The 20040-nt window shown below is 71.1% G+C and carries 17 protein-coding genes; 14 read left to right on the top strand and 3 right to left on the bottom strand.

What is annotated here, in order from left to right; genetic code table 11:
- Nucleotides 1-86: 86 nt before the first annotated feature.
- The 12 genes from IE263_RS04130 to pssA all read left to right on the top strand — a co-directional run bounded on the left by IE263_RS04130 (nucleotide 87) and on the right by pssA (nucleotide 12947).
- A complete protein-coding gene (locus tag IE263_RS04130) occupies nucleotides 87-665 on the top strand; it encodes an RNA polymerase sigma factor (protein WP_189932285.1) in 579 nt (192 codons plus the stop codon).
- The gene (locus tag IE263_RS04125) at nucleotides 653-1120 is read left to right on the top strand and encodes a hypothetical protein (RefSeq protein ID WP_189932283.1); all 468 of its coding nucleotides are present in this window, start codon (nucleotides 653-655) and stop codon (nucleotides 1118-1120) included. Before IE263_RS04130 ends, IE263_RS04125 begins: the two co-directional genes overlap by 13 nt.
- 95 nt (nucleotides 1121-1215) lie before the next feature.
- On the top strand, nucleotides 1216-1650 hold the full coding sequence (locus IE263_RS04120; protein ID WP_189932281.1) for a hypothetical protein: 435 nt from the start codon (nucleotides 1216-1218) through the stop codon (nucleotides 1648-1650).
- 380 nt (nucleotides 1651-2030) lie between these two features.
- Nucleotides 2031-3836: a 3-hydroxyacyl-CoA dehydrogenase family protein gene (locus IE263_RS04115; protein WP_189932279.1), complete on the top strand. Its 1806-nt coding sequence runs from the start codon at nucleotides 2031-2033 to the stop codon at nucleotides 3834-3836.
- A gap of 136 nt (nucleotides 3837-3972) precedes the next feature.
- Nucleotides 3973-4788 (top strand): TetR family transcriptional regulator, encoded by an 816-nt coding sequence (locus IE263_RS04110; protein WP_189932276.1) that lies wholly within the window; start codon nucleotides 3973-3975, stop codon nucleotides 4786-4788.
- Between the two features lie 426 nt (nucleotides 4789-5214).
- On the top strand, nucleotides 5215-6552 hold the full coding sequence (gene ccrA, locus IE263_RS04105; RefSeq protein ID WP_189933150.1) for a crotonyl-CoA carboxylase/reductase: 1338 nt from the start codon (nucleotides 5215-5217) through the stop codon (nucleotides 6550-6552).
- A gap of 18 nt (nucleotides 6553-6570) precedes the next feature.
- On the top strand, nucleotides 6571-8598 hold the full coding sequence (locus IE263_RS04100) for an ethylmalonyl-CoA mutase (RefSeq protein WP_189932274.1): 2028 nt from the start codon (nucleotides 6571-6573) through the stop codon (nucleotides 8596-8598).
- Nucleotides 8595-9554, top strand: coding sequence for an HpcH/HpaI aldolase/citrate lyase family protein (locus IE263_RS04095; RefSeq protein WP_189932272.1), 960 nt, complete (start codon nucleotides 8595-8597; stop codon nucleotides 9552-9554). The genes IE263_RS04100 and IE263_RS04095 overlap by 4 nt, the downstream gene beginning before the upstream one ends.
- A gap of 4 nt (nucleotides 9555-9558) precedes the next feature.
- Nucleotides 9559-10071 (top strand): MaoC family dehydratase, encoded by a 513-nt coding sequence (locus IE263_RS04090; RefSeq protein ID WP_189932270.1) that lies wholly within the window; start codon nucleotides 9559-9561, stop codon nucleotides 10069-10071.
- A gap of 2 nt (nucleotides 10072-10073) precedes the next feature.
- The gene (locus IE263_RS04085; RefSeq protein ID WP_189932268.1) at nucleotides 10074-11279 is read left to right on the top strand and encodes an acyl-CoA dehydrogenase family protein; all 1206 of its coding nucleotides are present in this window, start codon (nucleotides 10074-10076) and stop codon (nucleotides 11277-11279) included.
- Nucleotides 11280-11449: 170 nt separating this feature from the next.
- On the top strand, nucleotides 11450-12106 hold the full coding sequence (locus tag IE263_RS04080) for a phosphatidylserine decarboxylase (RefSeq protein ID WP_189932266.1): 657 nt from the start codon (nucleotides 11450-11452) through the stop codon (nucleotides 12104-12106).
- Nucleotides 12107-12128: 22 nt separating this feature from the next.
- The gene (pssA, locus tag IE263_RS04075) at nucleotides 12129-12947 is read left to right on the top strand and encodes a CDP-diacylglycerol--serine O-phosphatidyltransferase (protein ID WP_189933147.1); all 819 of its coding nucleotides are present in this window, start codon (nucleotides 12129-12131) and stop codon (nucleotides 12945-12947) included.
- 610 nt (nucleotides 12948-13557) lie between these two features.
- Here the strand turns inward: pssA and IE263_RS04070 are convergent.
- Nucleotides 13558-14676: a glycerate kinase gene (locus IE263_RS04070; protein WP_189933145.1), complete on the bottom strand. Its 1119-nt coding sequence runs from the start codon at nucleotides 14674-14676 to the stop codon at nucleotides 13558-13560.
- Between the two features lie 186 nt (nucleotides 14677-14862).
- Here IE263_RS04070 and IE263_RS04065 point away from each other — a divergent pair, with 186 nt between their 5' ends.
- The gene (locus tag IE263_RS04065; protein ID WP_189932264.1) at nucleotides 14863-15948 is read left to right on the top strand and encodes an ADP-ribosylglycohydrolase family protein; all 1086 of its coding nucleotides are present in this window, start codon (nucleotides 14863-14865) and stop codon (nucleotides 15946-15948) included.
- A gap of 114 nt (nucleotides 15949-16062) precedes the next feature.
- A complete protein-coding gene (locus tag IE263_RS04060; protein WP_189932263.1) occupies nucleotides 16063-18108 on the top strand; it encodes a SpoIIE family protein phosphatase in 2046 nt (681 codons plus the stop codon).
- Between the two features lie 41 nt (nucleotides 18109-18149).
- Here the strand turns inward: IE263_RS04060 and IE263_RS04055 are convergent, their stop codons facing one another.
- Together IE263_RS04055 and IE263_RS04050 are read right to left on the bottom strand one after the other, a co-directional pair.
- A complete protein-coding gene (locus IE263_RS04055) occupies nucleotides 18150-18776 on the bottom strand; it encodes an SRPBCC family protein (protein WP_189932261.1) in 627 nt (208 codons plus the stop codon).
- Between the two features lie 80 nt (nucleotides 18777-18856).
- Nucleotides 18857-19888 (bottom strand): medium chain dehydrogenase/reductase family protein, encoded by a 1032-nt coding sequence (locus tag IE263_RS04050; protein WP_189932259.1) that lies wholly within the window; start codon nucleotides 19886-19888, stop codon nucleotides 18857-18859.
- Between the last annotated feature and the right edge of the window lie 152 nt (nucleotides 19889-20040).

Below are 20040 nucleotides of genomic sequence, written 5' to 3'. Positions count from 1 at the left end.
TGATGTGTGCCGTCGATGCGGAGCCGGTGAGCTCCTGCACCGAGGCGCCGGCGGCGCCATCGTTTTGTCCGAAGGGCCTTGAACAAATGAGTCCTGCTGTGTCCCTCGACCCGTCCCGCCAGATGGAACTGATGCACAGTCTGTTCCACAAGGTGCAGTTCGACACGTTCGAGGCCTACGACGACCCGCGCTGCAACGTCACGGCCATCACCCAGGAGACCTTCACCAGGACCCTGCCCCATCTGCCCGCCGACATCTGTGTCGAGGAGGCGTACGAGAGGCTGATGGACGTGAGCATGCAGCTCGCGGCCGACGACGTGAAGGCCCGCGAGAACTGCTGCGGCCCGCACGAGGTGCACCTGATCCCCCTCGTCTCCCTGTACGGCTTCCGGTTCGGCGAGGTGGACGACGGGTTCCGGCCGTGGCTGGTCGAGGTCGACGCCCTGCCGCAGTCGGAGCGGGCGGTCTACCGCCTCATCGCCTTCCTGGGGTGGACCAATGCCAGGACCGCCGAGGTGCTGGCCCGCTCGCCGGGCTGGACCAGCAAGCTCATGAAGCGGGCCAAGGGCCGCCTGACGTCCGCCGGCGTCTCCGTGGAGGAGCTCCAGAAGGGCTTCTTCGACGTAGAGATCGAGAGAAGGAAGGAGAAGGCATGCCTCATGTGACGGCGTATCGCCGTAAGGCACGTCTGATCGACCATGCCGCTCCGCCCACTCCCCAGGAGTGGTTGGAGCACGATGCCCGGTACTTCGAGGACGTCGTGGCCGAGATCCAGCGGCGGGCCGCGGGAGGCGACCCCGGCGAGGCCCCCTGGGCGTCGCCGCTCTATTTCGACACGGCCGAACGCGACGAGTCCGCCGTGGGCCGCGCCCTGCTCGCCCTGCGGCACCTGCCCGCCGGGGCGGTCGCCCGCCTCGCCGTCCTGAGCCGGATGTTCCAGGGGGAGAACATCCGGCCCGAGGCCGGCCCGGTGGCGGAACGCAACGAGGAGACCGACGCCGGCACCGACGGCGGGCTTCCTGCCCGCGCACGCCGCAAGGAAGGCACCGTGGGCCCTGCCGTTCGAGCCGGCAGGACCCTCGTGACGCCACTGGACAGCGCGGAGGCGCTGGCCGGCTGACGCCATGACGGAGCCGCCGCTCCCCCGGCCCCGGCCGACGGAGCGGCGGTACCCGGCGCCCCACCCCCGACCCCCCGCACAGAAAGCGCACGACGATGGCGACCCACGGCACCCCGCCGAAGAAGAACGCCGAGCGGCAGCGGACCGGCGTGCCGCAGCCGAGCCCGGCAGCCGCCACCCCCTCCGGCGCGGCGGCATCGACCGCGCCCACGGCCGGGACCGGGAGAGAGCCCGAGACCGGGACCGAGCCGGAGACCGCAGCGGCGGCACCGGCCGCGGGCGAGGCCTCCGCCGTACGGAACGCCGCGGCCGCCCGCCGTCTGCGCCGCCGGCTCCTCACCCTGAAGGCCACCATCTACGTGCTGGTCGCCGGCTGCCTCGTCGCCATCGGCCTCACCATCCGGCAGGTGACCCTCCAGCCCGTGCTCGCCGGCGTGTACGTCGGGCTGGCCTCGGTCGGCGTGGCGGGCATAGGTGTCTGCGTCACCGTCTACCTCCACATCCGCCGCAGGGACGGCTCCGACTCCTGAGACCGCAGGCGCGCCGCGCTCGGGAGCCACGTCACAAACACGGGGGCTGGCGCGCTCGTTACCCACCGGTTAAGCTCATACGAGCGAGTCACCCACTCGCTCCACCCCTCGCGGCGGCCTGGTGACGCAGTTGCCGCAAGGGAAGTCGGTTCGGTACCTCGTACCGCAGTACGACCCGGCCACGGGACAGGGCCGGTCGGATCTCCCCGTTCGTCCTCCGGGCGTGTGCACGCCCGCGGCGACCGGCACCGGGCGTGTGCGCTCGCAGCCCGGCAACACCCGCACTCCTTTCCGCACCCGGTGCGCCCAGGCCTCCGCAGAGGCGTCCTCGGCGCACCCGGGCGCGTTCCCAGTCGTCACCCTCATTTCTGGAGTCCGCGATGGCCACTCCCCTGTCCCCCGCCTCTCAGTCCCCCCTGCGCACGATCGCCGTCGTCGGCCTGGGCACCATGGGCACCGGCATCACCGAGGTCCTGGCCAAGGCCGGCCGCGAGGTGATCGGCATCGACATCAGCGAGGCCCAGGCCGCGCGCTCCGTCGCCGCCCTGGAGGCCTCCACCGCCCGCGCCGTGGAGCGCGGCCGGCTGACCGGGCAGGAGCGCGCGGACGTCCTCGCCCGCGTCCGTACCGCCACCGACCTGCGGGCGGCGGCCGACGCCGACCTCGTCATCGAGGTGGCGCCGGAGTCGTACGAGATCAAGCAGCAGATCTTCCGGGAGCTGGACGGGATCGTGCGGCCGGAGGCGATCCTCGCGACCGGGACCAACGCGCTGTCCGTGACCCGGCTCGCCGCCGACTCGGCGCGTCCCGAGCGGGTGCTCGGGCTGCACTTCTTCAACCCGGCGCCGGCCATGCGGCTGGTCGAGATCGTCTCCTCGGTGCTGACCGCGCCCGCCGCCGTCACCGCCGTCACCGACCTCGCCCTCGACCTGGGCAAGGAGCCGGTCGCGGTCGGCGACCGGCCCGGGTTCGTCGCGGACGGGCTGCTGTTCGGCTACCTCAACCAGGCCGCCGCGATGTACGAGGCGAAGTACGCCTCCCGCGAGGACATCGACGCCGCGATGCGGCTGGGCTGCGGCCTCCCGATGGGCCCGCTCGCCCTGCTCGACCTGATCGGCATCGACACCGCGCGCACGGTCCTGGACGCCATGTACGCCGCGTCCCACGACCGGCTGCACGCCCCCGCGCCGATCCTCAAGCAGCTCAGCGAGGCGGGCCTGACCGGCCGCAAGTCGGGCCGCGGCTTCTACACGTACGAGGCGCCGAACAGCCCGACGGTCGTCCCGGACGCCCTGACCCCCTTGTCCGGCGGGACCGGGCTCCCCGGCCGTCCGGTGCGCAGCGTCGGTGTCGCGGGGTCCGGCACCATGGCCTCCGGTATCGCCGAGGTCTTCGCCAAGGCCGGTTACGACGTCGTCCTGGCCGCCCGCAGCGAGGAGAAGGCGCAGGCCGCCAAGGCCCGTGTCGGCAAGTCGCTCTCGCGCTCCGTCGACAAGGGCCGGCTCACCGCTCAGGCCGCCGCGCAGACCCTGGACCGGATCACCCCGGCGGGCTCCTACGACGCCTTCGCGGACGTCGACCTGGCCGTCGAGGCGGTCGCCGAGGACCTGGACGTGAAGCGGCAGCTGTTCGCGGCGCTGGACAAGGTGTGCAGGCCGGGCGCGGTGCTCGCCACGACCACGTCCTCGCTGCCGGTCGTCGCGCTCGCCCGCGCGACCTCGCGTCCGCAGGACGTGATCGGCATGCACTTCTTCAACCCGGCGCCGGCGATGAAGCTGGTCGAGGTCGTCCGCACGGTGCTGACCGGCGAGGACGTCCACGCGACGGTCCACGAGGTCTGCGGAAAGATCAGGAAGCACGCGGTGGACTGCGGTGACCGTGCGGGCTTCATCGTGAACGCGCTGCTGTTCCCCTACCTCAACAACGCGGTCAAGATGGTGCAGGAGCACTACGCGTCCCTCGACGACATCGACGCGGCGATGAAGCTGGGCGGCGGCTACCCGATGGGCCCCTTCGAGCTGCTGGACGTCGTCGGGCTCGACGTCTCGCTCGCCATCGAGAAGGTCCTGCACCGCGAGTTCCGCGACCCGGGCCTGGCCCCGGCACCGCTCCTGGAGCACCTGGTGGCCGCGGGCTGCCTCGGCCGCAAGACGGGCCGCGGCTTCCGCGAACATGCCCGCCGCTGACGGGGGCGGCGACCGGCTGCGAGCCGGTGAGGACTGGGGCGGGCTGCTCGGACCGGCAGCCCCTCCCCCGCCCGCGTGGGGCGGGGGATACCCCGGACCTGCGCATCGAGCTGCGCACATGCAGTACGTTCGGGTCATGTCCCAGCCCGCCAAGTCCTCACGTACACCAGCCACGACCGACGCGCCGGAAAGTGCCGCAGGCTCCCGCGCGGCGGCCCAGCGGCTCAAGATGCGCCGGGAACTGGCGGCCGCGGCGATGGAGTTGTTCGCGACCAAGGGGTACGAGGCGACCACCGTCGACGAGATCGCGGCCGCGGCCGGGGTCGCCCGCCGCACCTTCTTCCGTCACTTCCGCTCCAAGGAAGAGGCGATCTTCCCCGACCACGACGACACCCTGATCCGCGCCGAGGCGGTGCTGAACGCGGCCCCCGCGCACGAGCACCCGCTCGACACGGTGTGCCGCGGCATCAAGGAAGTCATGAAGATGTACGCGGCCCGGCCGGAGATCTCGGTCGCCCGCTACAAGCTGACGCGTGAGGTGCCCACCCTGCGCGAGGCGGAGATCGCGTCCGTGGCCCGCTACGAGCGCCTCTTCACCCGCTACCTCCTCGGCCACTTCGACGAGCACGCCCACGACGACGACGCCAACGACGACCCGCTGCTGGCCGAGGTCGCCGCGTCCGCCGTGGTCACCGCCCACAACCACGTCCTGCGGCGCTGGCTCAGGGCCGGCGGCCAGGGCGACGTGGAGGCGCAGCTCGACCACGCCTTCGCGATCGTGCGGAAGACGTTCGGGACGGGCATCGGGGCCGGGCGCGGCAGCGCCACCGCCCCCAGGCCGACCCTCGCGACGGTCTCCGCGCAGGGCGAGGTCCTGGTGACGGTCGCCCGCACCGACGCCCCGCTGGACGAGGTCATGCGGACCATCGAGCAGGCCCTCAAGGAGCGCTGAGCCCCCGGGTCCCTGCCGGGACGCTGTGAGAACGGCCACCCCATCGGGTGGCCGTTTTGGCATGTCAGAGCCCCTTTTCGAGCAGATTTCAGAGCACGTTCGATCGATCATCGCTCATTTGTTACGTAAAGATTTCAGCTGAGAGGAAGTTCTGGCACTCAGTGCCTTGCGGGGTGACACGCGGTGTCATACGTTGAAGGAGTCCGGGCGGCCGGCGTGCAGAGACCATTCGTACGTCGGCTGTCCCCGCAACCCCATGGATGCGCGCCCGGACGCCTGCGTCACAGGCAACCTCCCGCGCCACAAAGCGCTGCCGGACAGCACCACCCGCCGAACCGACGGCACACCCTCATCCCTCAGCAGCACCGACGTAACCCTCAGCGCCCCTCCCTCAGGGCGCTCACCGCCGGAGGCAACACCGTGACCGTGAAGGACATCCTGGCCGCGATCCAGTCGCCGGACTCCACGTCCGCCGACTTCGCCGCCCTGCCGCTCCCCGAGTCGTACCGCGCGATCACCGTGCACAAGGACGAGACGGAGATGTTCGCGGGCCTCGCGACCCGCGACAAGGACCCCCGCAAGTCGATCCACCTGGACGAGGTGCCGCTGCCGGAGCTCGGCCCGGGTGAGGCCCTGGTGGCCGTCATGGCCTCCTCGGTCAACTACAACTCCGTGTGGACCTCGATCTTCGAGCCGCTGTCGACCTTCGGGTTCCTGGAGCGCTACGGCCGGCTCAGCGAGCTCACCAAGCGCCACGACCTGCCGTACCACATCATCGGCTCCGACCTCGCGGGCGTCGTCCTGCGCACCGGCCCCGGCGTCAACGCCTGGAAGCCGGGCGACGAGGTCGTCGCGCACTGCCTGTCCGTCGAGCTGGAGTCGTCCGACGGCCACAACGACACGATGCTCGACCCCGAGCAGCGCATCTGGGGCTTCGAGACCAACTTCGGCGGCCTCGCCGAGATCGCGCTGGTCAAGTCCAACCAGCTGATGCCGAAGCCGGACCACCTGAGCTGGGAGGAGGCCGCCGCTCCGGGCCTGGTCAACTCGACCGCCTACCGGCAGCTGGTCTCCCGCAACGGCGCCGGCATGAAGCAGGGCGACAACGTCCTCATCTGGGGCGCGAGCGGCGGACTCGGCTCGTACGCCACGCAGTTCGCGCTCGCGGGCGGCGCCAACCCGATCTGTGTCGTCTCCAGCGAGCAGAAGGCGGAGATCTGCCGCTCGATGGGCGCCGAGGCGATCATCGACCGCACCGCCGAGGACTACAAGTTCTGGAAGGACGAGCACACCCAGGACCCGAAGGAGTGGAAGCGCTTCGGCAAGCGCATCCGCGAGCTGACCGACGGCGAGGACGTCGACATCGTCTTCGAGCACCCCGGCCGCGAGACCTTCGGCGCGAGTGTGTACGTCACGCGCAAGGGCGGCACCATCGTCACCTGCGCCTCGACGTCCGGCTACAACCACGAGTACGACAACCGCTACCTGTGGATGTCGCTGAAGCGGATCATCGGCTCGCACTTCGCCAACTACCGCGAGGCCTGGGAGGCCAACCGCCTCATCGCCAAGGGCAAGATCCACCCGACCCTGTCGAAGGTCTACGCCCTGGAGGAGACCGGGCAGGCCGCCTACGACGTGCACCGCAACCTCCACCAGGGCAAGGTCGGCGTCCTGTGCCTGGCGCCCGAGGAGGGCCTGGGCGTGCGCGACGAGGAGAAGCGCGCGCAGCACATCGACGCCATCAACCGCTTCCGGAACATCTGAGGACATCCGAGGTCATAGATGACTGAGCGTCAGAAGGACCGGCCGTGGCTGATGCGCACGTACGCCGGTCACTCCACGGCCGAGGCGTCCAACGAGCTGTACCGGCGCAACCTCGCCAAGGGCCAGACGGGTCTGTCGGTCGCGTTCGACCTGCCGACCCAGACCGGCTACGACTCCGACCACATCCTCGCCCGCGGCGAGGTCGGCCGGGTCGGTGTGCCGGTCGCGCACCTCGGTGACATGCGCCGGCTGTTCCAGGACATCCCCCTGGAGCAGATGAACACCTCGATGACCATCAACGCCACGGCCATGTGGCTGCTGGCGCTCTACCAGGTCGTCGCGGAGGAGCAGGGTGCGGACGTCACCAAGCTCCAGGGCACGACCCAGAACGACATCGTCAAGGAGTACCTGTCCCGGGGCACCCATGTGTTCCCGCCGGGGCCGAGCCTCCGGCTGACGACGGACATGATCGCGTACACGGTCTCCCACCTCCCCAAGTGGAACCCGATCAACATCTGCAGCTACCACCTGCAGGAGGCCGGGGCCACGCCGGTGCAGGAGATCGCGTACGCGATGTCCACCGCCATCGCCGTCCTCGACGCGGTGCGCGACAGCGGCCAGGTGCCGCAGGAGCGCATGGGCGACGTCGTCGGCCGTATCTCCTTCTTCGTGAACGCGGGCGTCCGCTTCATCGAGGAGATGTGCAAGATGCGGGCGTTCGGCCGGATCTGGGACAGGATCACGCGCGAGCGGTACGGCATCGAGAACCCCAAGCACCGCCGCTTCCGCTACGGCGTCCAGGTCAACTCCCTCGGCCTGACCGAGGCGCAGCCGGAGAACAACGTCCAGCGGATCGTCCTCGAGATGCTGGCCGTGACCCTCTCGAAGGACGCACGCGCGCGTGCCGTCCAGCTCCCCGCCTGGAACGAGGCCCTGGGTCTGCCCCGTCCCTGGGACCAGCAGTGGTCGCTGCGCATCCAGCAGGTGCTCGCCCACGAGAGCGACCTGCTGGAGTACGAGGACATCTTCGAGGGCTCCAAGGTCATCGAGGCCAAGGTGGCCGAGCTGGTCGAGGAGTCACTCGCGGAGATCGAGCGGATCCAGGAGATGGGCGGCGCGATGGCCGCCGTCGAGTCCGGCTACCTCAAGTCGCAGCTCGTCTCCTCGCACGCCGAGCGCCGGGCCCGTATCGAGTCCGGGCAGGAGAAGATCGTCGGCGTCAACGTCTTCGAGACGACCGAGCCGAATCCCCTGACCGCCGACCTCGACACGGCGATCCAGACGGTCGACCCGGCCGTCGAGGCCCGTGTCATCGCCTCCCTCCAGCACTGGCGCGACACCCGCTACCAGCCTCCCTTCAACCACCCGCGCCCCTGCAAGGCGCTGGAGAAGCTGAAGGAGGCCGCCAAGGGGACCGACAACCTCATGGAGGCCACCCTGGAGTGCGCCCGCGCCGGTGTCACCACCGGCGAGTGGGCCGGGGCCCTGCGCGAGGTGTTCGGCGAGTTCCGCGCGCCGACCGGTGTCTCGTCGGCGCCGGTGGCGATCCCCGCCGAGGAGGGCTCGGCCCTGTCCGAGGTGCGCCGGACGGTGGATCTGACGGCCAGGGACCTGGGCGTCGGCAAGCTGCGCTTCCTGGTCGGCAAGCCCGGCCTGGACGGGCACTCCAACGGTGCCGAGCAGATCGCCGTCCGCGCGCGGGACGCCGGCTTCGAGGTGGTGTACCAGGGCATCCGGCTCACGCCCGAGCAGATCGTGGACGCGGCCCTCGCCGAGGACGTGCACGCGGTCGGCCTGTCCATCCTCTCCGGCTCCCACGCCCAGCTGGTGCCGGACGTGCTGGAGCGGCTGCGTGTGGCCGGTGCCACAGATATACCGGTGATCGCCGGTGGCATCATCCCGAATGGTGACGCCGAGCAGCTCAGGGCAGCCGGAGTGGCCGCGGTCTTCACCCCGAAGGACTTCGACATCACCGGCATCATCGGCCGCATCGTCGACGAGATCCGGAAAGCGAACAAGCTCGACCCTCTGGAGGTCCCCGCATGACCGTCAACCGTCTGCGTCCCCGCCGCTCGTGTCTCGCGGTCCCGGGAAGCAACCCCCGCTTCCTGGAGAAGGCGCAGGGCCTCCCGGCGGACCAGGTCTTCCTCGACCTGGAGGACGCGTGCGCCCCGCTCGCCAAGCCCGAGGCGCGGCACACCATCGTCAAGTTCCTCAACGAGGGCGACTGGACGGGCAAGACCAGGGTCGTGCGGGTCAACGACTGGACGACCGAGTGGACGTACCGCGATGTCGTCACGGTCGTCGAGGGCGCCGGGCAGAACCTCGACTGCATCATGCTGCCGAAGGTCCAGGACGCCCAGCAGGTCGTCGCCCTGGACCTCCTCCTGACGCAGATCGAGAAGACCATGGGCTTCGAGGTCGGCCGCATCGGCATCGAGGCGCAGATCGAGAACGCGCAGGGCCTCAACAACGTCAACGAGATCGCGCAGGCCTCCCCGCGCATCGAGACGATCATCTTCGGCCCTGCCGACTTCATGGCGTCGATCAACATGAAGTCGCTGGTCGTGGGCGAGCAGCCGCCCGGCTACCCGGCGGACGCCTACCACTACATCCTGATGAAGATCCTGATGGCCGCCCGCGCCAACAACCTCCAGGCGATCGACGGCCCCTACCTGCAGATCCGCAACGTCGACGGCTACCGCGAGGTCGCCCAGCGCGCCGCCGCGCTCGGCTTCGACGGCAAGTGGGTGCTGCACCCGGGCCAGGTCGAGGCGTCCAACGAGATCTTCTCGCCCTCGCAGGAGGACTACGACCACGCCGAGCTGATCCTGGACGCGTACGACTACTACACGTCCGAGGCGGGCGGCAAGAAGGGCTCGGCGATGCTCGGCGACGAGATGATCGACGAGGCCAGCCGCAAGATGGCCCTGGTCATCTCCGGCAAGGGCCGCGCCGCCGGCATGCAGCGCACCAGCACGTTCGAGATCCCGGAGGCGTGACGCGATGCAGTTCGGGCGCACCTACGAGGAGTTCGAGGTCGGGGCGACGTACAAGCACTGGCCGGGCAAGACGGTCACGGAGTACGACGACCACCTCTTCTGTCTCCTCACCATGAACCACCACCCGCTCCACATGGACGTCAACTACGCCGAGAACACGACGGACTTCGGCAAGAACGTGGTGGTCGGGAACTACATCTACTCCCTCCTGCTCGGCATGTCCGTGCCGGACATCTCCGGCAAGGCGATCGCCAACCTGGAGATCGAGTCGCTCAGGCACGTGGCGCCGACCTTCCACGGCGACACGATCTACGGCCAGACGACCGTGCTCGACAAGTGGCCGTCGAAGTCGAAGAACGACCGCGGCATCGTTCATGTCGAGACCAAGGGCTACAAGCAGGACGGCACGCTCGTGTGCGTGTTCCGCCGCAAGGTGATGGTGCCGACCGAGACGTACATCAAGGAGCGCGGCGGCGAGCAGCCGGGCCGCCCCGAGCTCAAGGAGCAGGAGAAGTAGCCATGGCACGACTCGCCCAGACCGCCGGTCTGACCGACATCCAGCAGGAGATCCTCTCCACCGTCCGCGACTTCGTGGACAAGGAGATCATCCCGGTCGCGACCGAGCTGGAGCACCGCGACGAGTATCCGCAGCAGATCGTCGACGGTCTGAAGGAGCTGGGCCTGTTCGGCCTGATGATCCCCGAGGAGTACGGGGGCCTGGGCGAGTCGCTCCTGACGTACGCGCTGTGCGTCGAGGAGATCGCCCGCGGCTGGATGTCCGTCTCCGGGATCATCAACACGCACTTCATCGTCGCGTACATGCTCAAGCAGCACGGCACGCAGGAGCAGAAGGATCACTTCCTGCCGAGGATGGCCGCCGGCGACATCCGCGGCGCCTTCTCGATGTCGGAGCCGGGCCTGGGCTCGGACGTGTCGGCGATCACGTCGAAGGCGGTCAAGGACGGCGACGAGTACGTCCTGAACGGTCAGAAGATGTGGCTCACGAACGGCGGAACGTCCTCCCTCGTGGCCGTCCTGGTCCGAAGTGACGAAGGACACCCCGAGGGCACCGCGCCCCACAAGTCGATGACGACCTTCCTCGTCGAGAAGGAGCCCGGCTTCGGCGAGGTCCGCCCCGGCCTCACCATCCCGGGCAAGATCGAGAAGATGGGCTACAAGGGTGTCGACACCACCGAGCTCATCATGGACGGCCTGCGGATTCCCGCGGACCGGGTGCTCGGCGGGGTCACCGGCCGCGGTTTCTACCACATGATGGACGGCGTGGAGGTCGGCCGCGTCAACGTCGCGGCGCGTGGCTGCGGTGTCGCCCAGCGTGCGTTCGAACTGGGTGTCCAGTACGCCCAGCAGCGTCACACCTTCGGCAAACCGATCGCCCAGCACCAGGCCATCCAGTTCAAGCTGGCGGAGATGGCTACCAAGGTCGAGGCCGCCCATGCCATGATGGTGAACGCTGCACGCAAAAAGGACTCCGGCGAAAGAAACGACCTTGAGGCAGGGATGGCGAAGTACCTCGCCTCCGAGTACTGCAAGGAGGTCGTGGAGGACGCCTTCCGGATCCACGGCGGCTACGGCTTCTCCAAGGAGTACGAGATCGAGCGCCTCTACCGGGAGGCCCCGATGCTGCTGATCGGTGAAGGTACCGCCGAGATCCAGAAAATGATCATCGGCCGCAGGCTGCTCGAGGAGTATCGGTTCCAGGGCTAGATGTCAGGGTTGGGGGTGTTTTCTTCGAGAAGAAGATCACACCCCGTCCATCCCCTTCAGCCGCCGACTCGGCTTCCTGACTTACCCAGTTGCGGCCCCGAACCGCTACGATCGCGGAAAGCCGCCGTCCCCCCGTCGAAGCGCGGCATCATCCGCTACGAAGGTCATCCATGCCCCACAGCCAAACCTCTGCACACCGCGACAGCCTGGTAGGCGCACGCCTCGCGCGCGGAGCATCGCCGTGGCTTCTGCCGACCGTCGCCACCGCAGCCCTCAGCCTGGTCCGCGCCCGCCGCTCGGGTGTAGCCAAGGCCGTCGCCGTGCCCGCCACCGCTCTCGCGGCGGGCATGCTGTGGTTCTTCCGCGACCCCGAGCGTGAGATCGCGCAGGGCCGGGTCATCTCCCCCGCCGACGGAGTGGTGCAGAGCATCATGCCGTGGAAGGACGGACGGACCCGGGTCGCGATCTTCATGAGCCCGCTCAACGTCCACGTCAACCGCGCGCCGCTGGCCGGCACCGTGACGTCCGTCGAGCACATCCCGGGCGGGTTCGTGCCGGCGTTCAACAAGGAGAGCGAGAACAACGAGCGCGTCGTCTGGCACTTCGACACCGAGCTCGGTGACATCGAGATGATCCAGATCGCCGGTGCCGTGGCCCGCCGCATCGTGCCCTACGTCCCTCAGGGCACGAAGGTCGAGCAGGGCGACCGGATCGGTCTGATCCGCTTCGGCTCGCGGGTCGACATCTACCTGCCCGAGGGCGTGGAGGTCGCGGTCGAGGTCGGGCAGAAGACCGTGGCAGGGGTGACTCGCATTGACCGTGATTGACCCTGACACCCAGGCCGGCTGGGTGCCCGAGGCCGACGAGGTGGACGAAGAGGAGGAGATGCCCCTCTCCCTCCGGCTGTCGATAGCGGACACCCTCACCCTCGGCAACGCCACCTGCGGCTTCATGGCGGTGTACTTCACCACCACGGGCATCCTGATCCCGGACCTCACCGGCAGCCAGGAGCCCGGCATGGCCCGCCACAGCGCGGCCACGGCGGTCATCCTGATGCTGTGCGCGGCGGTCTTCGACCTCTTCGACGGGCTGGTCGCGAGGAAGCTGCGCTCCTCCCCGATGGGCGCGGAGCTGGACAACCTCTCCGACCTGATCAGCTTCGGCCTCGCGCCGGCGTACTTCGTCCTGGTCTACGGCATGGTCGCCGACGACGCCCACCAGCGGGTGGCGGCGGTCGGCGCGATCGTCGTTCTTCTGGCGGTCGTCCTGCGGCTCGCGAGATTCTCCTGCGTGACGATGAAGGACGGCATGTTCCAGGGCATGCCCTCGCCCTTCGGCGCGCTGACGGTGGTCTCGATCGTGCTGCTGGAGCTGCCCTTCGTGGCGACGCTCCTCGCCATCCTGGGCACGGCGTGGCTGATGGTGAGCCGGGTCGAGTACCCGAAGCCGCGGGGCCGCCTCGCCGGCGCGATGCTCTCCTGGATCGTGCTGTCGATGGGGCTCCTCGCCGCGTGGGCCTTCGACGCCCCCAGCGGCCAGCTGCTCCTCCAGACCGGCTGCGCCCTGCAGCTCGTCATGGGCGCGGTCATCCCGCTGTTCGCCACGGCCCGCCGGGTGAACAACTTCCGCGACAACCGGCGGGAGGCGCGGGCGGCGCAGCTGCCGTAGCGCTCCGCTGGGTGGGGCCCCGGACCGGTCGGTCCGGGGCCCTTCGCTTTGCCCCGCGCCGGCCCCTCGCCGGGGGCTCCGCCCCCAGACCCCCGGCCTATGCCCACCCACCGCCCGACTCGGTTGGCCAAGAGGCGCCCCACACATCACCCCGCCCCGGCGCTGCCCGGGCAAGGGCCGGCGGTTCCGGCCCGTCCGCATCTTCCAGACAAGGGCCGGCAAAACCAGCCCGTCTGGGGTGGCCCCCTCTGGGGGAGTTTGAGGACGAGGCCCGTTCAGGGCCGAAGCGGGGTACGGGACGGCAGCCCCGCGTGGGGTGCAGGGGCGCAGCACCGCCGGGGGTCCGGGGGCGCAGCACCGCCGGGGGTCCGGGGGCGCAGCACCGCTGGGGGTCCGGGGGCGGCAGCCCCGCCAGGGGTGCAGGGGCGCAGCACCGCCGGGGGTCCGGGGGCGCAGCACCGCTGGGGGTCCGGGGGCGGCAGCCCCGCCAGGGGTGCAGGGGCGCAGCCCCGCTGGGGGTCCGGGGGCGGAGCCCCCTGGTGGGGTCGAAGGGGCGGAGCCCCTGGGGACGGGAAGGGTAGGGGCGGCGGGGGCGGGGAAACGCTCGGGCTCAGGTCAGGAAGTCCTGGGCGATGCGCTCTGCGACCCGCTCCAGGATGGGACCGGCCTCGGCGATGCACGTCGCCACGTCCGGCTCGACCTCCGTCAGGGGGTACGCCCGACGGATGCCGGCGCGCCCCAGGGCCTCAGGGGGGAGGGCGAGGCGGCCACAGACGGCCACGACCTCCTTGCCGGCCGCGCGGGCGGCCGCGGCGACGCCCGCGGGGGCCTTGCCGTGCAGGGTCTGCTGGTCCAGCGACCCCTCCCCCGTGATCACCAGCTCCGCCCGCTCCAGCGCCGGCGCGAAGCCGAGGACGTCGAGCATGACCTCGATGCCGGCCCGGAAACGGGCACCGAGCAGGAGGGCGCCGTAGCCGATGCCGCCCGCGGCCCCCGCGCCCGGCGCGGCGGCGTACTCCGCGGCCTTCGGGCCGGCCGCCGCCTCCAGCACCTTCGCGTAGTGCGCGAGCGCCGCGTCGAGCGTCTCGACGTCGTCCGGCGAGGCGCCCTTCTGCGGGCCGTACACCGCCGGCGCGCCCTTCGGGCCGGTCAGCGGGTTGTCGACGTCGCTGGCCAGGATCAGTTCCACCGAGGACAGGCGCGGGTCGAGGCCGGAGAGGTCCGCGCGCGCCATGTCCGCGAGGCCGCCGCCGCCCGGGGCGACCGGCTCGCCGTCCTCGTCCAGGAAGCGGGCGCCCAGCGCGGACAGCATCCCCGCGCCGCCGTCGGTGGTGGCGCTGCCGCCCACGCCGAAGACGATCGTCCGCACACCCGCGTCCAGCGCGGCGCGCAGCAGCTCGCCGGAGCCGTACGTGGAGGCGGTGAGCGGGGCGAAGACGCCGGCGGGGAGCCGCTGCAGGCCGCTCGCCTCGGCCATCTCCACGACCGCGGTGTCGCCGCGCAGCGCGAACGCGGCGCTGACCTCGGTGCCGAGGGGTCCGGCGACCCGTACCTCCCGGCGTTCGAACCCGGCCGCGACCGCCGCGTCAACCGTGCCGTCGCCGCCGTCGGCGACGGGCAGAGCCTCGACCTCGACGTCCGGTACGACCCGGCGCAGCCCGGCCGTCACCCGCTCGGCGACCTGTACGGCCGTCAGCGACCCCTTGAACTTGTCCGCGGCCACGAGCACCCTGCGGGTGCCTTGCGCTGCAGCGTCCGCCACCTTGCATCCCCTTGCTCTCCGGGCCCGCGCACGTCAGGGCCAGTCGCGCCGCAGCGACCTTAACCGGCGGACGCCCCCGCCGTCATGCGCTCCCCGGACCCCGAAAGGCACCACGACGGCGCGGCCGTTGCCGGAATCGGGTAAACCGGAGCTATGACCCCTGTGGGCACCGATCCCGAGCTCGCCGACCGCATCTTCGGTGGCTGGCTGGGCCGGATCGCCGGCAACATGCTCGGCAAACCGGTCGAGCAGGGCGACCTGTGGACGCGCGAGCGCATCGACCGCTACCTGCGGCTGGCCGCCGCCCTGCCGCTCACCGACTACCTGCCCGAACCGGCCGCCGAGGACGACGGCCCGCCGCTGCGCCCCGAGTGGCGCGACTGCGTCCGCGGCCGTATCCACGGCAGCTGCCGCGACGACGACGTCGACTACGCCATCCTCGGCCTGCACCTCCTGGAGACCCACGGCTTCGGCTTCAGCACCGAGCAGATCGGCGACCTGTGGCTGCTGCGGCTGCCGTATCTGCAGACGTTCACGGCGGAGCGGGCGGCGTACCGCAACCTCGCCAACGGGCTCAAGCCGCCGCTGACGGCCACGTACGACAACCCGTACCAGGAGTGGATCGGTGCGCTGATCCGCGCGGACATCTACGGCTGGACCTGCCCGGGCGTCCCGCGCCGGGCCGCCTCGCTGGCCCGGCGGGACGCGGTGCTGTCCCACACCGGCAACGGCGTGTACGGCGCGATGTGGGCGGCGGCGCTGATCTCGGCCGCGTTCACGGCGCCGACGGTGCGCCGCGCCGTGGACGAGGCGCTGGCCGTGATCCCGGCGAGCAGCCGCCTCGCCCGTACCGTACGCCGGGTCGTCTCCCTCCACGACACCCGCATGACCTGGGAGGACACGCTCACCACGGTCACGGAGGAGACGGCGGGCCTCGGCTGGATCCACACGATCCCGAACGCCGCCGTCCTCACCGCCGGGCTCCTCTACGGCGACGGCGACTTCACGCGCACCATCACCCTCACCGTCCGCGGCGGACTGGACACCGACTCCAACGGCGCGACGGCCGGGTCGGTCGCCGGTGTGCTGAGCGGGGCGCGGGCGATCCCCGGCCAGTGGAAGGAGCCCCTGGAGGACACCGTGCGCAGCGCGGTGTTCGGCTTCGACCGGGTGCGGATCAGCGAGCTGGCGGAGCGGACGGTGCGGCTGGCGGAGGCGGGGACCGAGTCGCGCGGATGACGCAGCGACGTCTCCGTACGACACTGTTGCTCATCCGGCCGTACTGTGACCTAATCGGATCGCTGACGATACGGATCTTGGCGGTACTGTGCCGCGCCGGAGGGAGCGGCTCGTATGCACGGCGATGTGACCACGGGCGGCGACGAGGTGACGGCGGCGCCGGGTGGGCTGCTGGACCTCCTCAAGGTCGCGGCCGTGGTCCTGGACGGCGTCGGGCACATCGCGCTGTGGAGCCCCGAGATCGAGCAGTTGCTCGGCTACTCCGCCCACGAGGCGCTCGGCCAGCGCGCCGACCTGCTGCTGGTCTCGCCCGAGAACCGGCCACGGGGCAGGGAGCTCTTCGGCCAGGTCCGGTCGGGCGCCCGGTGGGCGGGTGTCTTCCCGCTGCGGCACCGGGACGGCACGGAACGCGCCGTCGAGTTCCGCACGATGCGGCTGCTGGACAGCGAGGGGCAGCCCCATCTGCTCGGGCTCGCGACGGACGCGACGACCGTGCGGGGCGTGGAGCGGGATCTGGCCCTCTCCCACAGCCTCGTCAACCAGACCCCGGTGGGCATCGCCGTCTTCGACAACGACCTGCGCTGGGTGGGGGTCAATCCCGCGCTCGAACGCATGAACGGAGTTCCCGAGTCGGCCGTGATCGGCCACCGGGTGGGGGAAATGCTGCCGGATCTGGACGTGCAGGCCATCGAGGACCGTATGCGCCATGTCCTGGAGACCGGCAAGCCCCTGCTCGACCAGCAGACCATCGGCCGTACGGCGGCGGACGCCGAGGACCGCGCGTACTCGGAGTCGTACCACCGCATCGAGGACACGAACGGCCGGGTGCTCGGCCTCGCGATGGCCGTCCTGGACGTCACCGAACGCCAGCAGGCCGCGGCCGAGGTCGCGCAGGCACGGCGACGTCTGGCCGTGATCGCGGACGCCGGGGTGCGGATCGGCACCACGCTGGACCTCCAGCAGACCGCGCGGGAGCTGACCGACGTGACCGTGCCGCGCGTGGCCGACCTGGCGGCCGTCGACGTCCTGGAGTCCGTGGTGGCCCACGGCACGATCACGCCCGTCACGGGTGACGCGCCCGCCGAGTTCCGGGCGCTGGCCGTCGCGGCCGGCTACCCCACCGACGCCATCCACGCCGCGGACCCGGTCGGGGAACTGGCCACCTACGGCTCCTCGCGGATCATCACCCAGTGCGTCCGCAACGCCCGGCCGGTCCTCGTCGAGCGGGTGGACGGGCAGATCATGCGGCGCATCGCCCGGGACGCACGCGCCGCCCAGACGCTGCACGAGGCCGGCGTGCACTCCTATCTGGCGCTGCCGCTGATGGCGCGGGGAAAGGTGCTCGGCACCCTCAGCCTGTACCGCACCGTCAACGAGCGCCCCTTCGACGAACAGGACCGGGTCCTCGCCTCGGAACTCGCCGCCCGCGCCGCGATCTGCATCGACAACGCCCGTCTGTACGGACGCGAGCGCACCACCGCCCTGACGCTGCAGCGCAGTCTGCTCCCGTCGGCGCCGGTCCAGCGGGAGGGCCTCGACATCGCCGCCCGCTACCGCCCGGCGCTGAGCGAGGTCGGCGGCGACTGGTACGACGTGCTGGCGCTGGGGCCGGCACGCACCGGCTTCGTGGTGGGGGACGTGATGGGCAAGGGCGTCCAGGCCGCGGCGATCATGGGACAGTTGAGCACCGCCGCGCGAGCGCTGGCCCGCCTCGATCTGCCGCCCGCCGAGCTGCTGCGGCACCTCGACGACATCGCCGGCTCCCTCGGCGACGCGATCGCCACCTGCGTCTACGCCGTGTGCGACCTGGGGCGCGGCACCTGTGCCCTGTCCAGCGCCGGTCACCTGCCGCCCGTCCTGGCCACGGCCGACGGCTCCGCGCGACTCGTGGACGTCCCCGGGGGCGTACCCCTCGGGGTGGGGGGCGTGGACTTCGCCACCGTGGAACTGGAGTTCGCCCCCGGCTCGCTGCTCGCCCTCTACACCGACGGACTGGTCGAGAACCGCAGCGAACCGATCGACACCGGCCTCGCCACCCTGACCCGCCTTCTCCAGACCCCGGACCCCTGCCTGGAGAAGACCAGCGACGCCCTCCTCAACGCCCTGCGCCCGGAACCCGACGACGACGTCGCCCTCCTCCTGGTCCGTGCCCGCGCCTGAGCACGCAGCGCCGGTACGGGCGGCCTTCATTCCGGTCCGCCTCAGGAGCGGGCTTCGGCGGCGGCCTTCAGGTCGCGCAGCCACGCTTCGAGGCTCGCACCCAGGGCGGCGGTCGCTGTGGGGACGTCGGCTTCGACCTGGGCGCCGGTCCAGGTCTCCTCGGTGTGGACGCGGACGCCGCCCTTGACCTTGGTGAAGGTCCACAGGTGAACGCCCTCGTCGATGCGCAACCCGTCGCCGACCGCGGGTCCGCTCCACAGGACGCACTGCCGGCTCTTCAGTTCCCGGACGGTGGAGGTGATCTCCAGGGTGGTGGCGGGGGTCGTCGGCGTGGCGGGCGCGGGGGTGGTCCACCGGAACTGCGAGCCCTTCCGCAGGCGGCCGGCGTCGAGGCGTTCGGCGGTGGTGACGGGCGGCTGCCAGGCCGGCCAGCGTTCGACGTCGGTCTGCAGCTTCCAGACGGTGCTGAGCGGCGCGTCGATCACGACGTCGGCCTGGTAGCGGATACGGGCGGTGGTGTCGACGCCTTCCCCGCGGCAGGCGGACGGACCGCTGTGGTGGGCGGCCCAAGCCGGGGCGGGTGCGGCTTGCGCGGCGGGGACGGTGCTCCCGAGGACGCCGGCGACGGCGAGCGGGAGCGTGAGCGCGGCGGAGCGCATCCTGAGCATGGTGATCTCCTCGTGGTGGTGAGCGATGAGCGATGAGTGACGAATGGTGCTGGGTGAGTGTGGGTGGGTGATCGGATGCGCTACGGGTTCAGTACGACCTTTCCGGCCACCGTGCCGGACTCGGCCAGCCGCAGGGCGTCGGCGACGCGGGTCAGCGGCAGCTGGGCGGCGATCCGGGCACTGACGTCACCGCGCTGGAGGGCTGCGAAGACCTCGGTGAGGTCGGCGCGCAGCCGGGCCCGGAACCGGTTCCTGGCCAGGGCCCGCCCGGCCCAGACGTTGTAGAAGGAGGCCCGGCGGCGGTTGGGCAGCGCGTTCCACAGCCACACCCGGCCGAGCAGTTTGAGCACGGGCCACTGCTTGGAGCCCTCGTCGTCCCGGGTGGAGGCGCTGCCGTACGAGACGAGCGTGCCGCCGGGTGCGAGGAGGCGCCAGGAGTCGACGATGCCCCGGCCGCCGACGTGGTCGAAGACGGCGTCCACCCCGCCGGGGGCGAGTGCGCGGATGCGCGCGGCGACGTCCTCGGTGCGGTAGTCGACGGGGAGGACGCCCTGTTCCCGCAGGGCGTCGTGGTGGCGCACGGACGCCGTGCCGATCACCTTCACGCCGGCGGCCCGCGCCAGCTGGACCAGGACCGAGCCGACGCCGCCGTTGGCGCCGTGCACCACGACGGTCTGTCCGGCGCGGACGCGTGCCGTGCGGTGCAGCATCTGCCAGGCGGTGACGCCGTTGACCACCAGGGTCTCGGCCTCCGCCGCGCCGATGCCGTCGGGCACCGGCACCACGTCGGCCGCGTCGACGAGCACATGGCTGGCCCAGCCGCCGACCTTGACCAGCGCGGCCACCCGGGTGCCGGCCAGGCCCGGCTCGACGCCCTCGCCGGTCGCCAGCACCGTGCCGACCAGGTCGTAGCCGGGCACGAAGGGGAACGGCGGCTGGTCGTAGTACCGGCCGCGGCGCATCTGCTGTTCGGCGAAGGAGACCCCGGTCGCCTCCATCCGGATCACGGCCTGTCCCGGCCCCGGCGCGGGAACGGCCCCGTGCCGGATCTGAAGCTCCTCCGGCTCCACCTTGCCGGGCAGGACGATCTCGACGAGCTCTTCGGTGTTCATGACGACCTCCACTGCACAGGGGGCGATTGGCGAGTTACTTGCCCTTGCGTTCGTTAGAAGTTGTAACTCATCAGAAGGGGAAGGGTCAATAGCTTGCGTGATAACCTCTAACTCAATCTTCAGGCCGTAGCGACGCAAGGCCGGTCGCGGGA

The organism is Streptomyces aurantiogriseus, from assembly GCF_014649375.1.
Classification (GTDB): domain Bacteria; phylum Actinomycetota; class Actinomycetes; order Streptomycetales; family Streptomycetaceae; genus Streptomyces; species Streptomyces aurantiogriseus.
This window is presented reverse-complemented; position numbering and strand designations above follow the sequence as displayed.